Annotated in this window: 15 protein-coding genes; 8 read left to right on the forward strand and 7 right to left on the reverse strand. The window is 50.7% G+C overall.

Annotation, left to right across the window (positions count from 1 at the left end):
- Positions 1–9: 9 nt before the first annotated feature.
- Positions 10–1188 (reverse strand): ATP-binding protein, encoded by a 1179-nt coding sequence (locus BHV73_RS02775; protein ID WP_039950924.1) that lies wholly within the window; start codon positions 1186–1188, stop codon positions 10–12.
- A 160-nt stretch (positions 1189–1348) separates the two neighbouring features.
- On the opposite strand from BHV73_RS02775, the gene BHV73_RS02780 reads away from it, so the two are divergent.
- A complete protein-coding gene (locus tag BHV73_RS02780) occupies positions 1349–2527 on the forward strand; it encodes a hypothetical protein (protein ID WP_087412782.1) in 1179 nt (392 codons plus the stop codon).
- Positions 2528–2579: 52 nt separating this feature from the next.
- Here the strand turns inward: BHV73_RS02780 and BHV73_RS02785 are convergent, their stop codons facing one another.
- The gene (locus BHV73_RS02785) at positions 2580–4034 is read right to left on the reverse strand and encodes a glycoside hydrolase family 10-like protein (protein ID WP_087412781.1); all 1455 of its coding nucleotides are present in this window, start codon (positions 4032–4034) and stop codon (positions 2580–2582) included.
- 171 nt (positions 4035–4205) lie between these two features.
- On the opposite strand from BHV73_RS02785, the gene BHV73_RS02790 reads away from it, so the two are divergent.
- The 3 genes from BHV73_RS02790 to BHV73_RS02800 are packed head-to-tail and all read left to right on the forward strand — an operon-like array spanning position 4206 to position 6360.
- Positions 4206–5627 (forward strand): carbon starvation CstA family protein, encoded by a 1422-nt coding sequence (locus BHV73_RS02790; RefSeq protein ID WP_087412780.1) that lies wholly within the window; start codon positions 4206–4208, stop codon positions 5625–5627.
- Positions 5628–5630: 3 nt separating this feature from the next.
- Positions 5631–5855, forward strand: coding sequence for a hypothetical protein (locus BHV73_RS02795; RefSeq protein ID WP_009122446.1), 225 nt, complete (start codon positions 5631–5633; stop codon positions 5853–5855).
- A gap of 25 nt (positions 5856–5880) precedes the next feature.
- Positions 5881–6360 carry a hypothetical protein gene (locus BHV73_RS02800; protein WP_009122445.1) on the forward strand — a complete coding sequence of 160 codons (480 nt, stop codon included), beginning with the start codon at positions 5881–5883 and terminating at the stop codon, positions 6358–6360.
- A gap of 161 nt (positions 6361–6521) precedes the next feature.
- Here BHV73_RS02800 and uvrA read toward each other — a convergent pair whose 3' ends face one another.
- On the reverse strand, positions 6522–9293 hold the full coding sequence (uvrA, locus tag BHV73_RS02805) for an excinuclease ABC subunit UvrA (RefSeq protein ID WP_039950922.1): 2772 nt from the start codon (positions 9291–9293) through the stop codon (positions 6522–6524).
- A gap of 71 nt (positions 9294–9364) precedes the next feature.
- Here uvrA and BHV73_RS02810 point away from each other — a divergent pair, with 71 nt between their 5' ends.
- The gene (locus BHV73_RS02810; RefSeq protein ID WP_087412778.1) at positions 9365–10873 is read left to right on the forward strand and encodes a glycoside hydrolase family 10-like protein; all 1509 of its coding nucleotides are present in this window, start codon (positions 9365–9367) and stop codon (positions 10871–10873) included.
- A 119-nt stretch (positions 10874–10992) separates the two neighbouring features.
- On the opposite strand, the gene BHV73_RS02815 is transcribed toward BHV73_RS02810, so the two are convergent.
- The 4 genes from BHV73_RS02815 to purL all read right to left on the reverse strand — a co-directional run bounded on the left by BHV73_RS02815 (position 10993) and on the right by purL (position 20202).
- Positions 10993–11562: a chromate transporter gene (locus BHV73_RS02815; RefSeq protein ID WP_009122440.1), complete on the reverse strand. Its 570-nt coding sequence runs from the start codon at positions 11560–11562 to the stop codon at positions 10993–10995.
- Positions 11563–11635: 73 nt separating this feature from the next.
- Positions 11636–12187, reverse strand: a complete 552-nt coding sequence (locus tag BHV73_RS02820; protein WP_009122439.1) for a chromate transporter — start codon at positions 12185–12187, stop codon at positions 11636–11638.
- A gap of 26 nt (positions 12188–12213) precedes the next feature.
- Positions 12214–16272 carry a hybrid sensor histidine kinase/response regulator transcription factor gene (locus tag BHV73_RS02825; protein WP_009122438.1) on the reverse strand — a complete coding sequence of 1353 codons (4059 nt, stop codon included), beginning with the start codon at positions 16270–16272 and terminating at the stop codon, positions 12214–12216.
- Positions 16273–16494: 222 nt separating this feature from the next.
- Positions 16495–20202: a phosphoribosylformylglycinamidine synthase gene (purL, locus tag BHV73_RS02830; RefSeq protein WP_286736309.1), complete on the reverse strand. Its 3708-nt coding sequence runs from the start codon at positions 20200–20202 to the stop codon at positions 16495–16497.
- A gap of 261 nt (positions 20203–20463) precedes the next feature.
- Between purL and BHV73_RS02835 the strand changes: the two genes are divergently transcribed.
- The 3 genes from BHV73_RS02835 to rfbD all read left to right on the forward strand — a co-directional run bounded on the left by BHV73_RS02835 (position 20464) and on the right by rfbD (position 22726).
- On the forward strand, positions 20464–21117 hold the full coding sequence (locus BHV73_RS02835; protein WP_009122436.1) for a LysE family translocator: 654 nt from the start codon (positions 20464–20466) through the stop codon (positions 21115–21117).
- A gap of 67 nt (positions 21118–21184) precedes the next feature.
- Positions 21185–21730: a DUF4924 family protein gene (locus BHV73_RS02840; RefSeq protein WP_009122435.1), complete on the forward strand. Its 546-nt coding sequence runs from the start codon at positions 21185–21187 to the stop codon at positions 21728–21730.
- A 135-nt stretch (positions 21731–21865) separates the two neighbouring features.
- Positions 21866–22726: a dTDP-4-dehydrorhamnose reductase gene (rfbD, locus tag BHV73_RS02845; RefSeq protein WP_286736316.1), complete on the forward strand. Its 861-nt coding sequence runs from the start codon at positions 21866–21868 to the stop codon at positions 22724–22726.
- Positions 22727–22756: the final 30 nt, after the last annotated feature.

Raw genomic sequence — 22756 nt, forward strand, 5'->3', positions numbered from 1 at the left:
CTGTAAATCCTAATACAGGAAACCGAACAACCAGAGCGGTATTTGATTGCCTCGGCCTATCTCCGCCTTGTGCAATGCGTACGTCACTCCCGGATTGTTTTTAATCCTCACGCCTTCCTGACAAATCTTGAAAGGCATCACTTCGTCCACCATGAACGAAATGTTCTTGTCTCCTTTGTTCACTTTGTGGTCTTTCCACATTGTGTTTACAAAGAACGTTTCCAGCACATCCTGCTCTTCCACCTTTACGGGGTAGATGGAGTACATCAGATTGGAGTTGTGCATCATTATCTTCGACGGCTTTTTGGGGAATTCCTCTCCTTTCGGGTACACCATGTTGATAAGTCGTGCATCTGCCAGATACTTGATGTAATTCATCACCGTGGCTCTGGATGTCTGTATGTCGTTGGCCAGTTGGCTTACGTTGGGCGCTTTCGGTCCGTCCACGGCCAACAAATATAGTAATTTTTTTATCTTGGAGAGATATTTCAGCTCTATTTGTTTAATAAGAAGAATATCTACTTCCACCATCATGTTCATCGTCTTCAACAGATTCTCCGAGAAATTACGCTTTTCGAGGAAGAAAGGATAGAAGCCGTGGTGCATATAATCTTGGAAATAGTCCAGCGGGCGCACTTTGGAAAGAATGCCTTTGGCTATCTGCTCGTGGTTGCTCAGTATTTCTTCCAGCGAGTAGCAGCGGAACTTCATGCCTGTTTGCAGGTTCAGGTACTCGCGGAAAGAGAAGCCGCGCAGGTTATAACTTTTTACGATGTCCCGCAGTTCCAGGTTCTCCTCTTTCAGGCGCATCACGGATGAACCGGTAAAGACAATCTTCAGATTGGGAAAGCGGTCGTAGCACAGGCGCAGTTCCTTGCTCCAGTCCGGATGCTTGAATACTTGGTCTATCAACAGTACTTTTCCGCCGCGGCGTTGAAATTCGTAAGCGAAGTCCACGATGCTGTGACCGGAGAAGTAGAAGTTATTCATGTTGATGAAGAGGCAGGAACGGTCGGTACCGAATTTCTCTTTGGCGTATTGCAGCAGGAATGTGGTTTTACCTACCCCACGAGTGCCTTTGATACCGATAAGACGGTCGTTCCAGTCAATCTCGTCCATGAGGTCGCGGCGAACGGGGGCATTCGTATGCTCTACCAGATAAGCGTGTGTTCGGTAAAATGCTTCCATGCTTTAAATTCGGTTTATCGGGCGACAAATATACACCTTTTTTATAGAATTGCAAAGTAGAGATAGCAAAATATCTTGTCCATAGTTAAGTTTTATATATTTGTATGCTGTTCTTTTTCTCTGTAAGTTTGCAGTTCCGAATAATTATGAACTATAATCAATGAAACTATATCTTTTCAATCCGGATTCAGACCTTGCGCTTGCCAATAACGAGGCGAACTACATAGCCCCGGCTTCGGCCCGCCGTATGGCGCAGGACATGGCTTTGCTGCCGATATGGTATGCCGCTCCGGACAGTGCGGTGCTGGCGCCTTCCGCCTACAATGCGGATTTTTTGCGGAGGATGCGGGAACTTTTCGGGTTGCGGGTGCAACTGGCCACCGAGCCTGAATTGCCCGACTATGCCGAAGCCTCGATTGTGCCGTGGGGATGGAATCCTTCCATTCGCAAATATCTCTTGAAGAGGGGCGTCAATGAAGACAAACTGCCTTCCCCTCGGCTTCTTGCGGACTACCGGTCGCTTTCTTCCCGTATTCAGGCCGTGGAGATGACGCGGCGCATGACGGGGCGTTATCCCGGATACACCTGTGGCGAACATACTCTTGTGAACAATATCGAGGATTGCGAACGCATAGTCAATACAATGCACGCCTGTTTGCTTAAAGTACCCTGGTCCGGTAGCGGAAAGGGTCTGAACTGGTGCCTGCACGGATTTACGAAGCCCGTTTCCAATTGGTGTGAACGTATTTTGAGAGAGCAAGGTTGCCTTACGGCGGAGCCTATATGTAATAAGGTGGAAGATTTCGCCCTTGAATTTTATTCCGACGGGTGTGGCGGGGTACGCTTTGCGGGCTGTTCCATGTTTTCCACCAACGAGCACGGCGCATATACCGGCAATCTGCTTGCATCGGACGGGCAGATAGAAGAGATTATTGCACGCTATTTGCCTCTTGAGAAGCTGGAGCGCATTCGTGAAGCTCTCCGTACGGAATTGGCTTCGGTCTATGGGTATACCTATACCGGCTATTTGGGCGTAGACATGATGATTTGCCGGCAAGACAAGGAGAACAAATACCTTGTACACCCTTGCGTGGAGATAAATATGCGTATGAATATGGGTGTCGTCGCCCGCTTGTTTTACGATAGGTTTGCGGCTCCCGGCAGCAAGGGACGTTTCACGGTTGAATACGTTCCCGATAACGGAGCGTTGCGTGCACGGCACGAACAGGATATGCGGAATTATCCGTTGATTGTGGAGAACGGCAGGCTTCTTTCCGGGTATCTGCCGTTGATTCCGGTTACGGGTAAAAACTGTTATAGAGCGTATGTCCGGCTCTGATTCCCGCTGTCAATAACAAATCCGGGATTGTAAACGTATTGCCTTTGCTTTTCTATCGGCAGGCGGGGCTTTCGTTGCCGCAACGGTCTACGGCGGTAACCGCAAAGTATTTCCGGGCAGTCCAGGGACGGATGGGAGCATATATGTATTCCGTTCCCTGTATGCGTTGCGCCACTATGTTCTCAGGGTCGGAGGTATCCACGGGATAGGTGTCGGAACCGTAGATTACATACGTCGGCGCATTCCGCTTGTCGTTGTCTGTGGCGGGTTGCCAGGTGATTCTCCAATATCCTTCGGTCGGTTTCTCGACATTGAGTCGCGTGGGGGCGGTTGGCGGCACATTGTCTATCCACGGCATGGCGGGTTGCAGGGCGGGGGCGGTGTAGTAGTTTTCTTCAAGTATGTCGTACAGTCCCTGCGTATTGTCCATCAGGTATTTCACGCGGTAGTGGCCTTCGCCTGCCAGACCGTGCGCACGGGTGAAGTTTAGTTGCCGTTCCACTTCGTCCACCGTCCAGTTGCCTTCACTTGGGTCGAGGAAGTAGATGCCCAGGCCGGGAATAATCTGCCGGCCGTTGCTTTGTTCCTGCCAGTCGAGGGCGAAAGGATAGAAGCCGTTGCCGCGGAAATACATCATGGGATAGACCTGGTCTTGTATGCCTTCGCCCAGCCAGCCTTGCACATCTTGGTAGACGGTGTGGAAAGCGTTCCAGCCGCGCGACGGATAACGGGAGGTATCGCGGTACTTGCCCACGGGGCAGGTGCTGACTTTCACCCAGGGCTTCAGCGCCTTGACGCCCTTATAGAGATAACGGACTATTTCGGTGATATTGTCCCGCCGCCATTGCGCGAGGTCGCGTCCGTTTCCGTATTTCTTATAGGTATAGCTGTCGGAGAAGCGCAAGGCATGCTCGGGGTAGCGCAGGTAATCGAAATGTACGCCATCCACATCGTAACGTTCCACGACTTCACGGACGAGGCTCATCAGGTATTCTTTGGTCTGAGGGTGTCCGGGATTGAGAAAGTATTCGCGTTTGTAAGGTACGCAGATAGCCGGTTTGCGTTTGGTAACCGACTCCTTGCCGAGAGCGGCGACATGCTTGCGGTTGCCCAAAGGAATGGTTACCATCCAGGCATGGCATTCCATACCGCGTTTATGGCATTCGGCTACGGCGAAGGCAAGCGGGTCGTAACCGGGGTTGCCGCCGACTTTCCCTGTCAGAATGGAGTTGTAGGGTTCGATTGCGGATTTATAGAGTACGTCGCCACGGGTACGGGTTTGAAACAGTACGGTGTTGAAGTTGGCGGCTTTCAGTTTGTCCAGTATTTCTATGAGCTCGGCCTGCTGCTTGCGGATACCTTCGGGAGTGGTGGCGCGGGTACGGGGCCAGTCCAGTCCGTAAACGGCAGTGACCCATGCGGCGCGTACCTCATGCTTGGGCGGGCGCTGGGCGGCAAGGGGGAGAAGACAAAAGATATATAATAGTATAAGGTTTAATCTCTTCATAATGCTATCTTGGTTTTGAGTAAATTCACATTTACTTCTTTATTTCTGTTATATTTCACGGCGAAGATAAGTAAATCGCTTGATAAATTTGCGTAGTTTAGTTGGAAACTGTTACATTTGCATACATAAAATACATTAACATTCAGCATATACGTTAAACATTAGCACGCCATGATTACATTTACGCTTTGCCTGCTGGCGCTGATTGCAGGCTATTTCATCTACGGACGCTTTATAGAACACGTATTCGGACCGGACGACCGTAAGACGCCCGCTCTTACGAAAGCCGACGGGGTGGACTATATCCCGCTGCCTACGTGGAAAATCTTTATGATACAATTTTTGAACATTGCAGGCTTGGGTCCGATTTTCGGCGCAATCATGGGAGCCAAGTTCGGTTCGGCATCCTACCTGTGGATAGTGTTCGGAAGTATCTTTGCCGGGGCGGTGCACGACTATTTCGCGGGAATGCTTTCGTTGCGTCACGACGGCGAGAGCCTGCCGGAGATTATAGGCCGCTATCTGGGCGTGACCACCAAGCAGGTGATGCGCGGATTTACCGTTATCCTGATGATACTCGTAGGAGCGGTTTTTGTGGCGGGTCCTGCCGGACTGCTCGCCAGCCTGACGCCGGAAACGCTGGATACCACTTTCTGGATTGTAGTAGTCTTTATCTATTATGTGCTTGCCACGCTGCTGCCGGTGGATAAGATAATCGGCAAGATATATCCGCTATTCGCCATCGCGCTGTTGTTTATGGCGGTGGGTATCTTGGTAATGCTCTACGTGAATCATCCGGCATTGCCGGAAGTGTGGGACGGGTTGCGGAATACCAATCCCGATGCTTCCGCGCTGCCTATATTTCCCATTATGTTCGTCAGCATCGCATGCGGCGCAATCAGCGGTTTTCATGCTACGCAAAGCCCGTTGATGGCACGTTGCATGACGAGCGAGCGTCATGGCCGTCCCGTATTCTACGGAGCCATGATTACCGAGGGTATCGTAGCTCTTATCTGGGCTGCGGCCGCTACTTATTTCTTCCACGAAAACGGAATGGAGGAGACGAATGCCGCCGTTATCGTGGATGCCATTACGAAGAACTGGTTGGGAACCGTCGGCGGTGTACTGGCTGTGTTGGGGGTGATTGCCGCTCCCATCACCAGCGGAGATACCGCTTTCCGTTCGGCGCGACTTATCGTCGCTGATTTCCTGGGTATGGAACAAAAATCGATGCGCCGTCGTTTATATATCTGCGTACCGATGTTTTTGGCGGCTATCGGATTGCTGCTGTACAGCCTGCGCGATAAAGACGGTTTCGATATGATATGGCGTTACTTTGCATGGGCCAACCAGACTTTGTCCGTCTTTACCTTATGGGCTGTCACGGTATATCTGGTGCGCGCGAAGAAGCAATATTTCCTGACGCTGATACCTGCCTTCTTCATGACCTGCGTTTGTACGACCTATATCTGCATAGCGCCCGAGGGTTTCGGCCTGTCGCATCCGGTGGCCTACGGTATAGGGATAGCCGGTGTCGTGATCGCGTTGGTGTGGTTCGTCGTATGGAAAAACAAACAGACTAAAACTCTTTGACTGATGAAGAAATTCAAGAAATCTACCGGGCTGACCGTAGCCTTGCTTATTTATGTTTCTGCCACCGCGGCGTATTTCCTGCCGCGCAATACGGAAATCAGCGATACGGAGAAGTATGTTACCGTAATCGCTTCGTATGTCATCGTGCTTGTACTGTGGCTGGTGCTCCGTAAGAAAGAAGAGCTGCAACGGAAGCGCCGTGAAGAAGATAGAACGGAACGAAAATAATTATTCACTCAAAAATAAAAACAAGATGAGAAGACTTGCATTACTCGTATGCCTGCTTATTGGCACTGTGGCTGCCCACGCGCAGTTTGAAAAAGGAAAATGGTTCGTAAATCCGTCCATTACCGGACTCAACCTTTCTTATAATACGGAAACGGACAAAGCGCATTTCGGCCTTGAAGCCAAAGGCGGTGCGTTTTTGATGGATAATGTAGCCCTGTTGATAGATGCCGGCGCCAAGTGGCAAGGCGGCGGGACGGATGTCTATACCCTGGGTGTGGGCGGACGTTATTATATCGACAAAGTAGGCGTTTTCCTCGGAGCTGACGTCAACCTGAACCGTTATAACTGGGACGGCGGTGACAAAACCCGTTTCGGCTTCGGTTTGGAAGGCGGTTACGCGTTCTTCTTGTCGCGTACGGTAACCATTGAACCTGCCGTTTATTGGGATATAAATAAAGACCGTTCGGAATTCGGACTGAAAGTGGGATTCGGTTTCTACTTCTAAGAGGACGGAAAGGCCTTTTACACGATAGTTGATTTCGTCTCCTAAGATGATTGGTTTTGTCTTAGGGGACGATTTTTTTGTCTCATGGGATGAAAAAAAACGTCCCGTGAGATGGATTTGTTTATCTCACGAGACGATTCCGACTGGATTATGCGGTTGATTTATTGCAGCTTTTCTTTCAGGAACTGCCCGGTGTAGCTTGCCGCACAGGCCGCAACTTCTTCCGGCGTGCCCGTTGCCACGATGTAGCCGCCTTTGTCTCCGCCTTCGGGACCGAGGTCGATAACATGGTCGGCGCACTTCACTACGTCCATATTGTGCTCGATGATGACGATGGAATGGCCGCGGCGTATCAGCGCGTCAAAGGCTTCCAGTAATTTGCGGATGTCGTGGAAGTGCAGACCGGTGGTAGGCTCGTCGAAGATGAAGAGCGTCGGGTCGGCTTTCTCCATGCTGAGGTAGTATGCCAGTTTTACACGCTGGTTCTCACCGCCGGAGAGGGTAGAGGACGACTGGCCGAGTTTGATGTACCCCAGTCCGACATCTTGCAGCGGTTGCAGGCGCTTCACGATTTTCTTCTGTCCGTGCCCGGTGAAGAATTCGATGGCTTGGTTGACGGTCATTTCCAGTACATCGTAGATGTTGACATCGTGGAACTTCACTTCCAGCGTATCCGACTTGAAGCGTTTGCCGTGGCAGGATTCGCACTCCAGCACAAGGTCGGCCATGAACTGCATCTCTACGGTGATGGTTCCTTCGCCCTTACACTCCTCGCAACGGCCGCCCTCGCTGTTGAAGCTGAAATGACCGGCGGTGTATCCCATCTGCTTGGCAAGAGGTTGTTCCGCCCATAATTTGCGGATTTCATCGTAAGCCTTGATGTAGGTCACGGGGTTGGAACGCGAGGATTTTCCGATAGGGTTCTGGTCTACAAACTCCACATTGCGCAGCTCCTTCAAGTCTCCGCCGATAGAGGCGAACTCGCCCGGACGGTCGCTGCATTCGTCCAGCTCGCGTTTGAGGGCGCGGAAGAAGATGTCGCGCACCAACGTACTCTTGCCCGAACCCGATACGCCGGTGACTACCGTCATTACGTTAAGCGGGAAGCGCACGTCCACGCCTTTCAGATTGTTCTCGCGGGCTCCTGTGATTTCGATATACTGGTTCCACGGGCGGCGGCTTTCGGGCACGGGAATGGTTTCTTCACCCAGCAGATAACGCACGGTGTAGCTGTTGCTGTCTTTTTGCAAGTCTTTCATGTCTCCGCAATAAACAACTTCGCCACCCAGGCGTCCGGCCTTGGGGCCGATGTCGATGATGTAATCGGCGGCGCGGATGATTTCTTCATCATGTTCCACTACGACCACCGTATTGCCCAGTTGTTGCAGTTGGCGCAAGACGTGTATCAGCTTGTCCGTATCGCGGCTGTGAAGTCCGATACTCGGTTCGTCCAGGATGTAGAGACTGCCCACCAGGCTGCTTCCCAGAGAAGTCGCCAGATTGATACGCTGGCTTTCGCCGCCGGACAGCGAGTTGCTGAGGCGGTTCAGTGTGAGGTATCCCAGGCCTACGTCCAGCAGGAAGCGGATGCGGTTGTTGATTTCTATAAGGATGCGGCGGGCTACGTCGGTATCGTGCTTATCCAGCTTCAGGTTGTCGAAAAAGACTTTCAGTTCGGTGATGGGCAGGTCTACCAGCTCGGAGATGCTGCGTCCGCCCACCCTTACATAACCGGCTTCGGGCTTCAGTCTGGTGCCGTGGCATTTGGGGCAAAGGGTTTTACCGCGATAACGCGCCAGCATTACACGGTACTGTATCTTGTACTGGTTCTCCTGCAACATCTTGAAGAAGGCGTTGATGCCCTCGAAGTAGCGGGTTCCTTCCCACAGCATGCGGCGTTGCCCGTCCGTCAGTTCGTAATAGGGTGTGAAAATGGGGAAGCCGGCTTTCTCCGCGCCGCGTACCACCATGTCTTTCCATTCGCCCATTTTCTCTCCGCGCCAGCACACTACGGCGCCGTCGTATACGGAGAGGGAGCGGTTGGGGACAACAAGATGCTCGTCGATGCCAATGACACGTCCGAAGCCTTCGCATTCCGGACATGCCCCGATGGGGGAGTTGAACGAGAACATTTGGTCGTTGGGCTCTTCAAACGTGATGCCGTCCGCCTCGAATTTGGTGCTGAAACGGTAGAGGCTGGTCGTGCCGTCCGGTTGGTAGAAACGGAGCAGGCAGGCTCCGTCACCCTCGTACATGGCGGTTTCGGCAGAGTCGGTAAGGCGGCTGATGGCATCTTTGTCGCCGGAAACCGTCATGCGGTCTACCAAGAGGAATACGGTATCGCCGTCTTTGGGGCGGTACTCGTCGATGCGTACCATCTCTCCGTTTACTTCCAGACGGTTGAAGCCCTGCTTCATGTCTATTTCCAGTTGCTGCTGCAAAGTACGTCCTTCACGAAGTAATATCGGGGTGAGCACGGTGTAGCGTGTTCCCTCGGGCTGCTCCAGCATGCAGTTCACGATGTCCTCGGTGGAATGTTTCTTTACCTCTTGTCCGCTGACCGGGCTGAATGTCCGTCCCACACGGGCATAGAGCAGGCGCAGGTATTCGTAAATCTCGGTAGAGGTTCCTACGGTGGAGCGGGGGTTGCGGCTGCTTACTTTCTGCTCGATGGCGATAGCGGGGGGGATGCCTTTGATGAAATCACATTCGGGCTTGCTCATACGTCCCAGAAACTGGCGGGCATAGCTGCTGAGGCTCTCCACGTAGCGGCGCTGCCCCTCGGCATAGAGCGTGTCGAACGCGAGTGAGGATTTGCCGGAGCCGGACAGTCCGGTGATGACGACCAGTTTGTTGCGGGGTATCTCTACGTCGATGTTCTTCAGGTTGTTGACGCGGGCTCCCTTTATGGTGATAGATGTATTTTTTGTCATAGACTGTTGAAAATGAATTGGGGTACAAAGATAATCATTATCTTTGCCATGCAATATTTAAAAAGAACAAAATGAAACTTAGAAATCTCCTCTTGCCAGTATTGTTGTGTGTGCTGACTTTGACCATGCAGGCGCAGCAAACGTCTACCGTCTATCCCAAACGTGAATTCCGTGCCGCGTGGATTCAGGCGGTGAACGGACAGTTTCGCGGTGTGCCCACCGACAAGCTGAAGCAGACTTTGATAAACCAGTTGAACTCCTTGCAGGGCGCGGGCATCAACGCCATTATCTTCCAGGTGCGTCCCGAAGCCGATGCGTTGTATGCTTCGCAGTACGAACCGTGGAGCCGCTTCCTGACCGGAGTGCAGGGCAAAGCGCCGGAACCTTACTGGGACCCTATGCAGTTTATGATTGAAGAATGCCATAAGCGGGGTATGGAGTTTCATGCCTGGATTAATCCCTATCGGGTAAAGACTTCGTTGAAGAACGAGCTTTCTCCCATTCATGTTTATAATTCGCATCCGGAGTGGTTTGTGACGTACGGCGATCAGTTGTACTTCGACCCGGCATTGCCCGAAAGCCGCAACCATATCTGTAAGGTGATAACCGACATCGTGTCGCGCTACGATGTGGATGCCATTCACATGGACGATTATTTCTATCCTTATCCCATCAAAGGAAAGGACTTTCCGGATGACGCGAGCTTTGCGCGCTATGGCGGCGGCTTCGGCAATAAGGCCGACTGGCGCCGCAGCAACGTGGATATTCTGATTCAGAAGATACATGAAACGGTTCGCGGACTGAAGCCCTGGGTGAAGTTCGGAGTAAGTCCTTTCGGTATCTATCGCAACCAGAGCAGCGACCCGTTGGGCAGCGATACGAACGGATTGCAGAACTACGATGATTTGTATGCCGATGTGCTTCTGTGGGCGCGCAAGGGCTGGATAGATTATAACATACCGCAGATATACTGGCAGATAGGACATCCGGCGGCCGATTATGAGACATTGGTGAAATGGTGGGCGAAGCACACGGAGAACCGTCCCCTGTTCATCGGCCAGTCCGTAATGAATACGGTACAGAATGCCGACCCGAAGAATTCCTCTATCAATCAGCTTCCCCGCAAGATGGCTTTGCAGCGTGCGTATCAAACTATCGGCGGTAGCTGCCAGTGGCCTGCCAGCGCGGTAGTGGAGAATGCCGGCAAGTATCGGGATGCACTGGTTGCCGAATATCATAAATATCCGGCTTTGCCGCCTGTGTTTGACTTTATGGATAATGAAGCGCCCGACAAGGTGCGTAAGGTAAAACCGGTGTGGACGGCCGACGGCTACATCCTTTTCTGGACTGCGCCGAAGTTCAAGGATGAAATGAACCGTCCGGTACAGTATGTTGTCTATCGTTTCGGCTCTAAGGAGAAGGTGGATATCGATGACCCCTCGCGCATCGTGGCCGTTACGCGCAATACTTTCTATAAGTTGCCTTACGAGAACGGTAAGACGAAATACCGTTATGTGGTTACGGCGCTCGACCGTTTGCATAACGAGTCCAAGTCGGTAGGTAAGAAAGTGAAGCTGTAAAAGATACGGCAGCCGTAGATGGGATATGCCCGGAAGATACATTCGTTTCTTCCGGGCATATTTTATTTTCTTCCGGGGATATTCGTCCGCCTTGACCGATAGCCGTCTTTTGTCCTGTACTAATAAAGTATCAGCCCTGCTATTCCGCACGCTATAATCATCAGTATGGGATTGGCCTTATACTTTCTTGTGCCGATGAAGGCTACAAGGAAGATGATGATACTGATTATAAAAGAGTACATGTCTTCATCGGGCGAGCTGAAGTTCTCCGCGTTCATCAAAACCAGCGCGGCCGATGCCAGCAGTCCGACCACCGCCGGGCGAAGTCCGCTGAATACGGCCTCTACCGAAGGGTGCTTCTGATATTTCAGAAAGAACTTGCTGATAGTGAGCATCAGGATAAACGAGGGCAGCACTACGGCGAAAGTGGCTATGCAAGAACCCAGTACGCCCATGCTTGTGCCATATTGCTCGGCTATCGTAGTATAGCCTACATAGGTTGCCGAGTTGATACCGATGGGACCGGGCGTCATTTGACTGATAGCCACGATGTCCGTAAACTCCTGCGGCGTCAGCCAACCGTAGCGGGTGACCACCTCGCCCTGTATCATGGAAAGCATGGCGTATCCGCCGCCAAAACCGAAAAGCCCGATTTTAAAGAATGTATAGAATAGTTGAAGGAAAAGCATAATGCAGTGATTAAGGGTTAGTGGTTAGTGATTAGTGGTTAGTGATTAGGGGGGATACTGTTCTCTTTGGCTTTCAACTTTTCACTTTCGGATAGCGTAGCTTTCCGAACACGTATCCTCCTACGCCGGCGGCAATGATAATCCAGATAGGGGAGAAGCCCAATAACCAGATAAGCAGTGCCGAGACAACCGGAATCCATATCGTGTAGCGGTTGACTTTGGCGGATTTGGCCATACTGAAAGTCGGAGCGGCTATCAGCGCGACAACCGCCGGACGGATGCCCTTGAAGATGCGCTCTACGTAAACGTTGTCTTTGAAGTTATGGAAGAACAGGGCTATGGCAAGGATTATGAGAAAAGAGGGCAGTATCGTTCCCAAAGCCGTGATGATGCTTCCCCGTATTCCCCGTAAGCGATAGCCTATGAATATGGATATGTTGACCGCGAGAATACCCGGCGCCGACTGGGAAATGGCGAGCAGGTCTATAAAATCTTCTTTGGCTATCCATTGGCGCTTTGTTACGATTTCATCCTCAATCAATGGCACCATGGCATAACCGCCGCCGATGGTGAATGCACCGATTTTGAAGAAGATGGAAAACGCTTCGATATATATATTCGTCATATCATGTGTAAATACTGTAACTCTGTTTATTGTTTGGCCTCACCGATATTTCCTTCGTCCTTGGCGTATTGGCTCGGACTTACATTGAAGTGTTTCTTGAATACTTCACGGAAATATTTGGCATCGCTGAACCCTGTCATCTCGGCCACTTCGGTGATGGTGTACTTCTGTTCTTTCAGCAGCTGCATGGCGCGTTTCAGGCGGATCAGCCGGACGTAATCTCCCGGCGCCTGGTCGGTCAGCGCCTTTAGCTTGTTGTAGAAGCTGGTACGGCTCATGTTGAGCAGGGTACAAAGCACATCAATCGTGAAGCTCGGATTGTCCATATTGTCCTCCACGTTCTTCTTGATGCTGGCAATGAATTTCCAGTCCAAATCCGTAGAACAGTTGATACATTCCGTATTGTGGGTATCGTCGTTCAAATCCAGATTGCCGTATCTGTGGCGCAGTAAAGCGCGGTTGGCGAGCAGATTGGCGATGGTGGCGCGCAGGATTCCGATATTAAACGGTTTCACGACATATTCGTCCGCTCCGGTTTGCAGTCCGTCAATGATGTTCTTGTCCGTATTGAGGGCTGTCAGCAGGATAATGGGGATGTGCGAGGTGTCGATGTCGTTCTTTACAATCTGGCACAGCTCATCACCCCGCATTTCGGGCATCATGATGTCCGATATAATCAGGTCGGGGAAATACTCTTTCACGATGTAAAGCGCCGATTTGCCGTTGGAGCATACCTGCACGTGGTAGTTCTCGGCCAGAGTGCGCCGCAGGTATTCCCTCAGTTCGTCGTTATCCTCTACTACCAGTATCTTCTGGCGGTTATCGGCATCCTGGGTTTTCTGTTGGGCGTGTTCGTAGCCTTCGATGGGCGCATTGGCGGCAGGAGCGTTCGGCGTATCTTTCTTCGGAGCGGTGATTTGCTCCAGCTCATTACTCCTTTCCGGCTCTTTCTCTTTCATGGGAACGGGGCGGTGTATGGCCTTGCGGTAGCGCTTCTCGCCTTTGGGGAAAGATACTTTGATGCAGGAGCCTTTTCCTTCGGTACTGGTAAAGTTGAGCTTTCCCTTATGTATATGTACGAGTTTCCATACGAGAAGTAAGCCGATTCCGCTGCCGGTTACTTTGGAGTTGATGGCGTTGCTGCCACGGAAATGCATCTTGAACAGTTTCTTCTGCTCGTCCAGCGGAATACCGATGCCCGTGTCGCTGACCTCTACGCTCCAGGTATCTTCTGTTTCGCAGGCATATACGTGTACGCTTCCGCCGTCGGGCGTATATTTCAGTGCGTTGGATATGATGTTCTTCAGAATAGAGTCCATTTTGTCCTTATCCAGCCAAACGTTCAGATAGCGGAAGTTGCTTTCGTAAGTCAGGTTGATGTGCTTTACGGAAGCGTATGAGCGGAAAGCGTTGATGGTATCGTTCATATAAGCTCCCAGCTCGTACTCGGATACGTAGAAATTGTTTGAATAGGTATCCGCCCGTTCAAAGTTGATGAGGTTGGTAGTAAGACGTAGCAGGGCGTTGACATTGCGAAGCGCCGTGCTGAGGTTGTCCGTCCCTTCTTGGGTCAGCGTTTCACGGTCGTTGAGCTCTTCCAGCGGCGCTTTGATAAGCGTCAGCGGAGTACGGATGTCGTGCGCCGTGTTGACAAAGAAGCGAATCTTGTCATCGGATATTTTTCGTTGCTTGCGCAACACGATAATACGCAGCGCGATGCTCGCAAGGGCTATAAGAATGAGCGCATACAGCAGCAGCGCCCATATGCTGAGCCAGATGGGCTGCTCGATGATGATATCCATGCTGCGTTCTTCCAGGACGATGCGCCGGTCTTCATTGGATATGGCGCGGACGCGCAGGGTGTATTGACCGGGGTTCAGATTGGTGAAGCGGATGATATTCTCCTCTCCGGGGCGACTCCAGCCGTCATAGAACCCTTCCAGCTTCCAAGAATACAGGATGAGGGAAGGATAGTCGTAGTTGATGGAAGAAACCTGAAGCGAGAATATATTCTGATTGTATTTCAGTTTCAGGCTTTTCGTCTCGTCAATGTCCAACACCAGGGGCGAGCCTTCGTCTTTGGGATATACCGTCTGGTAGAAAACGCGCAAGTCGCTGAATATCATGCGCGAACTGTACTCGCGGGGCAATACCATGTTTCTTGGAAATTCTATGGCGCCGTCGGTGCTTCCGAAAATGACGTTTCCATTCTTGCGCAGGGTTCCCGAACTGGCATTGAAGTGGTCGGAATGCAATCCTTGTTCTTTGGTCCAGTTATGGAAAATCTTCTCTTTGGGATAGAAACCGCTCAGCCCTTGTTCGGTGCTTAGCAGAATATCGTCTTTCCCGTCAGACAGAATCATGTAGATGTTATTGGAGATAAGTGCGCAGTTATCCTTGTGATAGTGGTCGAAGCTTTTCTGAACGGGGTCGTATATGAGCAGACCGGAGTTGTTTGTTCCGATATACAGCAGTCCGTTGGGGTCTTGGTACAGGGAGTATATATAGGACGACTCTACCGGCATTGTAATATACCGGTATTTGCCGGTCGCTTTCTCCAGCAGATACAGCCCGTTGGCCGTACCTATCCATATGGAATCCTTGTCTCTCTCCTTGATGTCCGTTACGGCTTCCAGTCCGGGAATCAATTCTATCTTCTGATGCTCGAAATCTATCTTCTTCAAGTTGTAGTAACCGCCCGACCATATATAGCCCTCGCTGTCCTTGGTAATGGAACGGATATATTTGTCGGGGCGAATCGTCTTACCGCCGAATAGGGCGGGGGTGAAGAAGCTGACGGAGCGTTTCTTCTTGTCTATCTGGTAGATGCCGGAGCTGTAACCGCCCGCCCAGATGATGCCGGGGCTGACTTCGCACAGGGATATGAACGTGTGGTTCTGGTTCTCATGTTCTTTATTGAAAACGCTCATAAAGGAGTACCATTGCCGGGTGCGGTGCTCGTACAGGCTGATTCCGTTATTGGTGGCATACCATAAATCGCCTTCGTGGTCTTCGATGATGGCGTTTACCTGGTCGTTGATGAGGGATTGTTTATTGCCGATGGAATGCTTTATCCATTTGTAATCGCTGTACCGGTTGTTGCGTACGGTAATGCCGATGGGATAGTTCGCCATCCAGATACGTTGCTCGTCATCCACGTATATGTCGTAGATGGTATTGCCGTTCATGGCATTGTACCGGTTGAAGTCAGCCACGATGTACGGTTCAGACTGATAGGTATCCACATTCATTTTGTAGACACCTGCGCCATCTGTCGCTATCAATATCTCATTCTCGCCGAAAGTGCAAATCCGGTTGATGCTGACGTCTATCAAACCCGACTTGACATGAAATGCCTTGTGAAGGTTGAGGTCGTATACATAAATTCCCCTTTGAAAAGTTCCGATGAAGATTTTGCGGCTGCCTTTATGAAAGAAAAGCTCGTTGATTTGTAACCTTAGCGTATCCAGCTTTTCGCAAGGACTCAGCGCGAGTATGTCGTTTTTCAGCTCGGCGTAATGTACGCCTACGTCCGTTCCTATGAAATAGTGGGTGGCATCTATCTGCTCGATATCCGTAATGCTCTCGTTGATTTCATTCTTGATGGTAACGGTCTTTTTCGTATCGCTGTCGTATAGGTAGATGTTTCTTTGATTGCAGAGCCATATTGTATTGTTGTCGTCAACAAAGCCATAGCTGACGGGAGTATGTAAACCTTCCGTCTCGCTTTTGGGCAGCTTGTATGTCAGTTGGAAACGGTCGTGCTTGCTTTCGTAGCAGAAAACGCGTCCTTGCTTGCCGATTTCCCATAATCTGCCTTGCGAGTCCGAATACAGCCAGTTGAGGTTCATCATGGAGTTGATTTCTTCTTCGCCGTCCAGAAGTTTATATTGTTTGAATTCCTTTCCGTTGTAACGGTCGATACCGTCATGCGTGAGGAACCACATGTAACCTTTAGGTCCTTTTTGAATAGCATACACCCGCCTGTTGCTCAAACCATCCTCTACGCCGATGTACTTATATGTCTGAGCAGCAGCTAAAAAGGATGATACCAGGAAAATAAAGAAAAAGAAATGCTTTTTCATATCAGCCAATTTTGGAATTTGAGTTTGATAAACGTTCGGGGGGACTTAATATTAACACAAAAGTAGTGAATATGTTTGAGATATGCAAAAAAAAGAGAAACAGAGTACGAAGGCGATAAGTTGGCGGAACAGGGCGGGGAATAAAAGAAATGTGCCAAAGATTCTGCATTGGCGGGAACTTTGGCACATTATTCTATTATCGCGTTATGGTTGGATGCTTTGTCATTTCCGGGTCTTTTCTTCCACCCACTTGCGCGCGTTGACGAATGCTTCTATCCATGGAGTAATCTGGTCGCTGTGTACACGGTCTTGGGGATAGTAGCCGTTCTGCCACGGGAAGATGGAGCGTTCCAGGTGAGGCATGATAGCCAAATGGCGTCCGTTGGTGCTGGCTATGGCCGCGATGGAGTAGTCGGAACCGTTCGGATTGCCGGGATACTCATCGTAAGTATATTTTGCCACCACATTGTATTTATCCTCGTCGTAAGGCAGTGAGAACTTGCCTTCTCCGTGCGCCACCCAGATACCGAGCTTGCTGCCGCTCAAAGAGCCGAACATTACGCTGCGGTTGGTAGGAATGGTCAGGCCGATGAAGGTTGACTCGAATTTGTGAGAATCGTTATGCAGCATCTTTCCCTTCTTTTCGTGGTCGGGAGTGATGAGGCCTAATTCCATCATCAGCTGGCAGCCGTTGCATACGCCGAGAGACAGCGTGTCTTCGCGTGCATAGAACTTGTCGAGCGCTTCTTTGGCTTTCGGGTTGAAAAGGAAAGCGCCCGCCCAGCCTTTGGCGGAGCCCAGTACGTCGGAATTGGAGAAACCGCCGCAGTAAACTACCATATTCACGTCTTCCAGTGTTTCACGTCCGCTGATAAGGTCGGTCATGGTTACGTCTTTCACATCGAAGCCGGCAAGGTAGAGCGAGTACGCCATTTCGCGTTCACCGTTGGTTCCCTTTTCACGGATGATGGCGGCACGGATACCGGTCGGAGTACGACGGTCCGGGTCAAGGCCGTATTGTGAAAGCTTACCCTTGAATTCGGGTAGGAATACCAAATCCAGCGGTTGCATCTTGTAGTTCTCGAAACGCTTCTTGGCGCATCCGTTCATGGATTGCTTGCGGTCGAGCAGGTAAGATGAAGAATACCATACATCGCGCATATAGTCTATGCCGAACTGGTAAGTGGCATCGTTCTTGCTTACGAGGATGTGGCGCTCATCGGTCGGCTTACCGATTTTGATATAGCCTACACCGGCATCTTCCAGTATCTTCTTGACTTCTTCCTTGCGCTTGTCGCTGATTTGGATAACGATACCCGGATTCTCGGCAAACAATATTTTGATGAGGTCTTGTTCCTTCATCTTGTCGAGGTTGATTTCCATACCGCCCTCTACATTGGCGAAGCACATTTCGAGCAGCGTAGTGATGAGACCGCCGGCTGAAATATCGTGCCCGGCAAGAACAAGTCCCTTGTTGATTAATTCCTGTACGGCCAGGAAGGCGTCGCGGAAGTATTCGGCGTCTTGTACGCAAGGCACTTCGTCGCCTACTTTACCCAGTGACTGCGCAAAGGCGGAACCGCCCAGTTTCAGTTTGTCGAAGCTGAAGTCGATATGGTAGAGGGTGGTCTTGTCGTCGTTGACGAGTACGGGAGACACCACTTTCTTCACATCCGAAACCTCACCGCCTGCAGATACGATAACCGTACCCGGAGCGATGACCTTGCTGCCGTCGGGATATTTCTGTGTCATGGACAAAGAGTCCTTACCCGTAGGAACATTGATTTGCAGGGCGCAGCAGAAGTCGCTCAATGCTTTTACCGCTGTATAGAGACGCGCGTCCTCGCCTTCTTGCGAGCGGCAAGGCCACATCCAGTTGGCCGACAGGGATACGCTGTCCAGACCTTCGGCAAGCGGAGCCCAAATCAGGTTGGTCAATGCCTCGCTGACGGAGAGGATGGAACCGGCCGCCGGGTCGGCAAGCGCTGCCTGCGGAGCGTGTCCCAAAGATGTTGCGATACCTTTCTCGCCGCGATAATCCAAAGCTACGACACCGCAGTCGCTCAACGGCAACTGAAGTTCGCCCTGGCACTGTTGGCGGGCAATCTTGCCTGTTACGGAACGGTCTACCTTGTTTGTCAACCAGTCTTTGCAGGCAACGGCTTCCAGCTGGAGTACGTTGGTGAGGTATTCATGCAGTTGTGACAACTCGTATTCCGGCATTTCATAATGACGTTCTACGGTTTTGTCCACCATATAAGTCTTGGGTGAGGAGCCGAACATCTGCTCTACGGCAAGGTCGAACGGACGTACGCCGTCGGCCTGCTGGAAAGCGAAGCGATGGTCGCCGGTCGTTTCGCCGACTACGTACATCGGGGCGCGCTCGCGTTCGGCCACCTTGCGTACATGCTCGATAGCTTCTTCCCGAATCAGCAAGCCCATGCGCTCCTGACTTTCGTTGGCGATGATTTCTTTGGCGGATAGGGTCTTGTCGCCGATAGGCAGCTTGCTCATGTCGATAAGACCGCCGCACTCTTCCACCAGCTCGGACAGACAGTTTACGTGTCCGGCGGAACCGTGGTCGTGGATGGAAACCACCGGGTTGGCGTCTTCTTCACAAAGTGCGCGCACTACGTTGTAGGCGCGTTTCTGCATTTCCGCATTGGCACGCTGTACGGCGTTCAGCTCGATGCCGCTGCTGTAACGTCCCGTATCTACGGATGAGACGGAACCGCCGCCCAAACCGATGCGGTAGTTGTCGCCACCGATAACGACAACCTTGTTACCTGCTTCGGGAGCGCCTTTCAGACAGTCGCGTTGCGTACCGTATCCTACACCGCCGGCAAGCATGATAACTTTGTCGTAACCGTAAACTTCATCTTTCTCTTTGTGCTCAAAGGTGAGTACGGAGCCGCAAATCAGCGGTTGGCCGAACTTGTTTCCGAAATCGCTGGCGCCGTTGGACGCTTTAATCAGGATTTGTTCGGGAGTCTGATACAGCCATTCGCGTACCGGAAGTATGTCTTCCCAGGAACGTTCCTCGTCTGTACGGGGATAGGAAGTCATGTATACGGCTGTTCCGGCAATAGGCCATGAGCCTTTACCGCCGCCCATACGGTCGCGGATTTCACCGCCCGTACCGGTAGAAGCGCCGTTGAAAGGTTCTACGGTAGTAGGGAAGTTATGGGTCTCGGCCTTCAGGGAGATAACGCTCTTGATGTCCTTTATCCGGAAGAAGTCGGGCTTGGAGTGGTCTGCCGGGGCAAACTGCTCGATAACCGGACCTTCGGCAAAGGCTACATTATCTTTATAGGCTGATATAATCTTGTTCGGGTTTTCCTGAGTGGTTTTCTTAATCATCTGGAAGAGGGAAGATTCCTGTTCCACTCCGTCGATGATGAAGGTACCGCCGAAGATTTTGTGACGGCAGTGCTCGGAATTGATTTGCGCGAAACCGAACACCTCGGAGTCGGTCAACGGACGTCCCAGGTCTTTCTCTACTTTCTTAAGGTAGTCCATCTCCTCTTTGGAGAGCGCCAGACCTTCTTTTTCGTTGTATGCTTCCAGGTCATCGATATGGATTATCGGCTCCGGCTGGCGGTTGGTGGTAAATACGTTTTGGTCCAGACCTTTATACATACGTTGCAGCATCGGGTCACGCTCTGCGTTTTCGTCTTTTACGGGGAAATATTCTTCGATACGGGCGATACCGTTCAAACCCATGTTCTGGGTGATTTCCACAGCATTGGTACTCCAAGGAGTAATCATTTCACGGCGCGGGCCGACGAAATGTCCTTTCAGGTTGTCTTCACTTTCGGGGGCGGCTTCTCCAAAAAGCCAGCAGAGTTTGTCGCTGTCTGCCTGAGTAAGTTCGTGGTCACATTCTACGGCAATCACGCTCTTGGATGGTGTTCTGAAAAAAAGAATCATACTTTTATTTAAGAGTTTACGATTTGCTACTTTTGATTGAAGCTGCTGTCTGTCAGTTAGCCTCTTCTCTTTTCTTCTTGGGTGCAAAGATATACAAAATCGTCGGGCGGGAGAAAGAAATGGAAATAAAAAACTTCAGTCGGATGCGAGAGAACATGTTTCACGTTTCATAGGGATAATATAGCTTTTTAAAATCCTTTTCTGACGAAAAAACGTTAACTCTATTCGGTCGTCTCATAAAAAAGTCCGATATTTGCAGGCATGATTCAGATAGAGACCATATTTGACATATTGTGGAAGGGGTTCATAATCGGTGTTATAGTGTCCGCACCTTTGGGTCCTGTAGGAGTATTGTGCATTCAGCGTACTTTGAATAAAGGGCGCTGGTATGGTTTTGTAACCGGTATAGGAGCCTCGTTGAGCGATATAGCCTACGCTTTGCTGACAGGTTACGGAATGAGTTTCGTCTTCGATTATGTCAACAAGAATATTTTCTATCTGCAACTGTTCGGAAGTATCCTGCTGCTGATATTCGGTATTTACACGTTCCGCAGTAATCCGGTACAATCCATTCGTCCGGTATCCACCAGCAAGGGGTCTTATTTTCATAACTTTATCACGGCGTTCGCTGTCACTCTTTCCAATCCGCTTATCATCTTTCTTTTCGTAGGTCTGTTTGCGCGTTTTGCTTTCGTAAGCGAAGGCGTGTTGGTCTTCGAGGCCGTTACGGGGTATCTTGCCATTGCTTTGGGAGCGTTGGCGTGGTGGTTTGGAATTACCTTTTTCGTCAACAAGGTCCGTACGCAATTCAACTTACGCGGCATTTGGATATTGAACCGTATCATCGGCGGCATTGTCATGGTGGTGTCTGCACTCGGGCTGGTATTTACGCTGATGGGCGAATCGTTGTATTAGTTGACGGCCGGCAGACAGGGAATGTGACGTTTGAATCAATCATAAACAATAAATCATCAATCTCAACGTGAAGATCTCACAGCAACTGAAAGAGAAGAATATTGCCGAATACCTTATATATATGTGGCAAGTGGAAGACCTGCTTCGCGCTAATAAGTGCGATATAGACCTGCTTCGCAGTAACATTATTTCCCGCTACCCTGCGGAAGAGCATGCGGCTTTGGAAGAATGGTACGGCAATCTTGCCGATATGATGCGTGCCGAGGGCGTGACGGAGAAAGGGCATTTGCAGATTAACCGCAACGTCATCCGTAACCTTACGGACCTGCATGCCGATTTGCTGGCTTCCACGAAGTATCCTTTTTATAATGCGGCATACTTCAAGGCCTTGCCTTTTATTGTAGAATTGCGGCAAAAGGGCGGACAGGAGGAAGAACCCGAATTGGAAACCTGCTTTGAGGCGCTTTACGGCATATTGCTGCTGCGTTTGCAGAAAAAAGAAATCAGTCAGGGCACTGCTAAGGCGGTAGAGGCTATCAGCAGTTTTCTTTCCTTGCTCGCCAACTATTACGACAAGGACAAGAAAGGCGCGTTGAAGCTGGATAATGACTGACAGGATGTTTGTATGGGCTTGGATAATAAGTTGAGTGATAAATAGTAAATAATAGAATAGTAAATTGTCAACATACCTACGTGTCGGAGATAGAAGAAATATCATGACCGTAGGGAATAAATAGTAACTGTTAAGATGAATATATTGGTAACCGGCGCCAACGGTCAGCTTGGCAACGAGATGCGGGCGCTCTCCGCTGAAAATCAGCAACACACTTACTTCTTTACAGATGTGCAGGAACTGGATATATGTGATGAACAGGCCATACGTACATTCGTGGCCGGCAACCGGGTGGATGTTATCGTAAACTGTGCCGCTTATACGGCGGTAGACAAGGCGGAAGACAATCCGGAGCTTTGCGATAAACTGAACCATGTGGCTCCCGGCTATCTGGCTGCTGCCGCTGAGGCTTGCGGCGCCGCCATGATACAGGTGTCTACGGACTACGTGTTCGACGGCACCGGCCATATTCCTTATACGGAAGAAGTGACTCCTTGTCCCAACTCCGTTTACGGCTCCACGAAACTGGCGGGCGAACAGGCTGTTATGGAGAAGTGCAGTCGCGCAATGGTTATCCGTACGGCATGGCTGTACTCCGTTTACGGCAATAATTTTGTAAAGACCATGATTCGCTTGGGCAATGAGCGTGAGAAGCTGGGAGTCGTTTTCGACCAAATCGGTACGCCGACTTATGCCAACGATTTGGCGCGTGCCATCTTTGCGGCTATCAATCGAGGCATTGTTCCCGGTATTTACCATTTCAGCGACGAAGGTGTTTGTTCCTGGTATGATTTTACGGTAGCCATTCATCGCATAGCGGGCATTACCTCATGCAAAGTCAGTCCGTTGCATACGTACGAGTATCCGGCCAAGGCTCCGCGTCCGCAATATTCCGTATTGGACAAGACGAAGATTAAAAAGACTTTCGGCATCGGGATTCCTCACTGGGAAGAGAGCTTACAGGTCTGCATCGAGCGACTGGCGCAGCAAGCATAACGATATTTATTTGAATATTATACCTATTTA

The sequence above is a fragment of the Bacteroides sp. 44_46 genome (assembly GCF_001915465.1).
GTDB classification, from domain to species: domain Bacteria; phylum Bacteroidota; class Bacteroidia; order Bacteroidales; family Bacteroidaceae; genus Bacteroides; species Bacteroides clarus.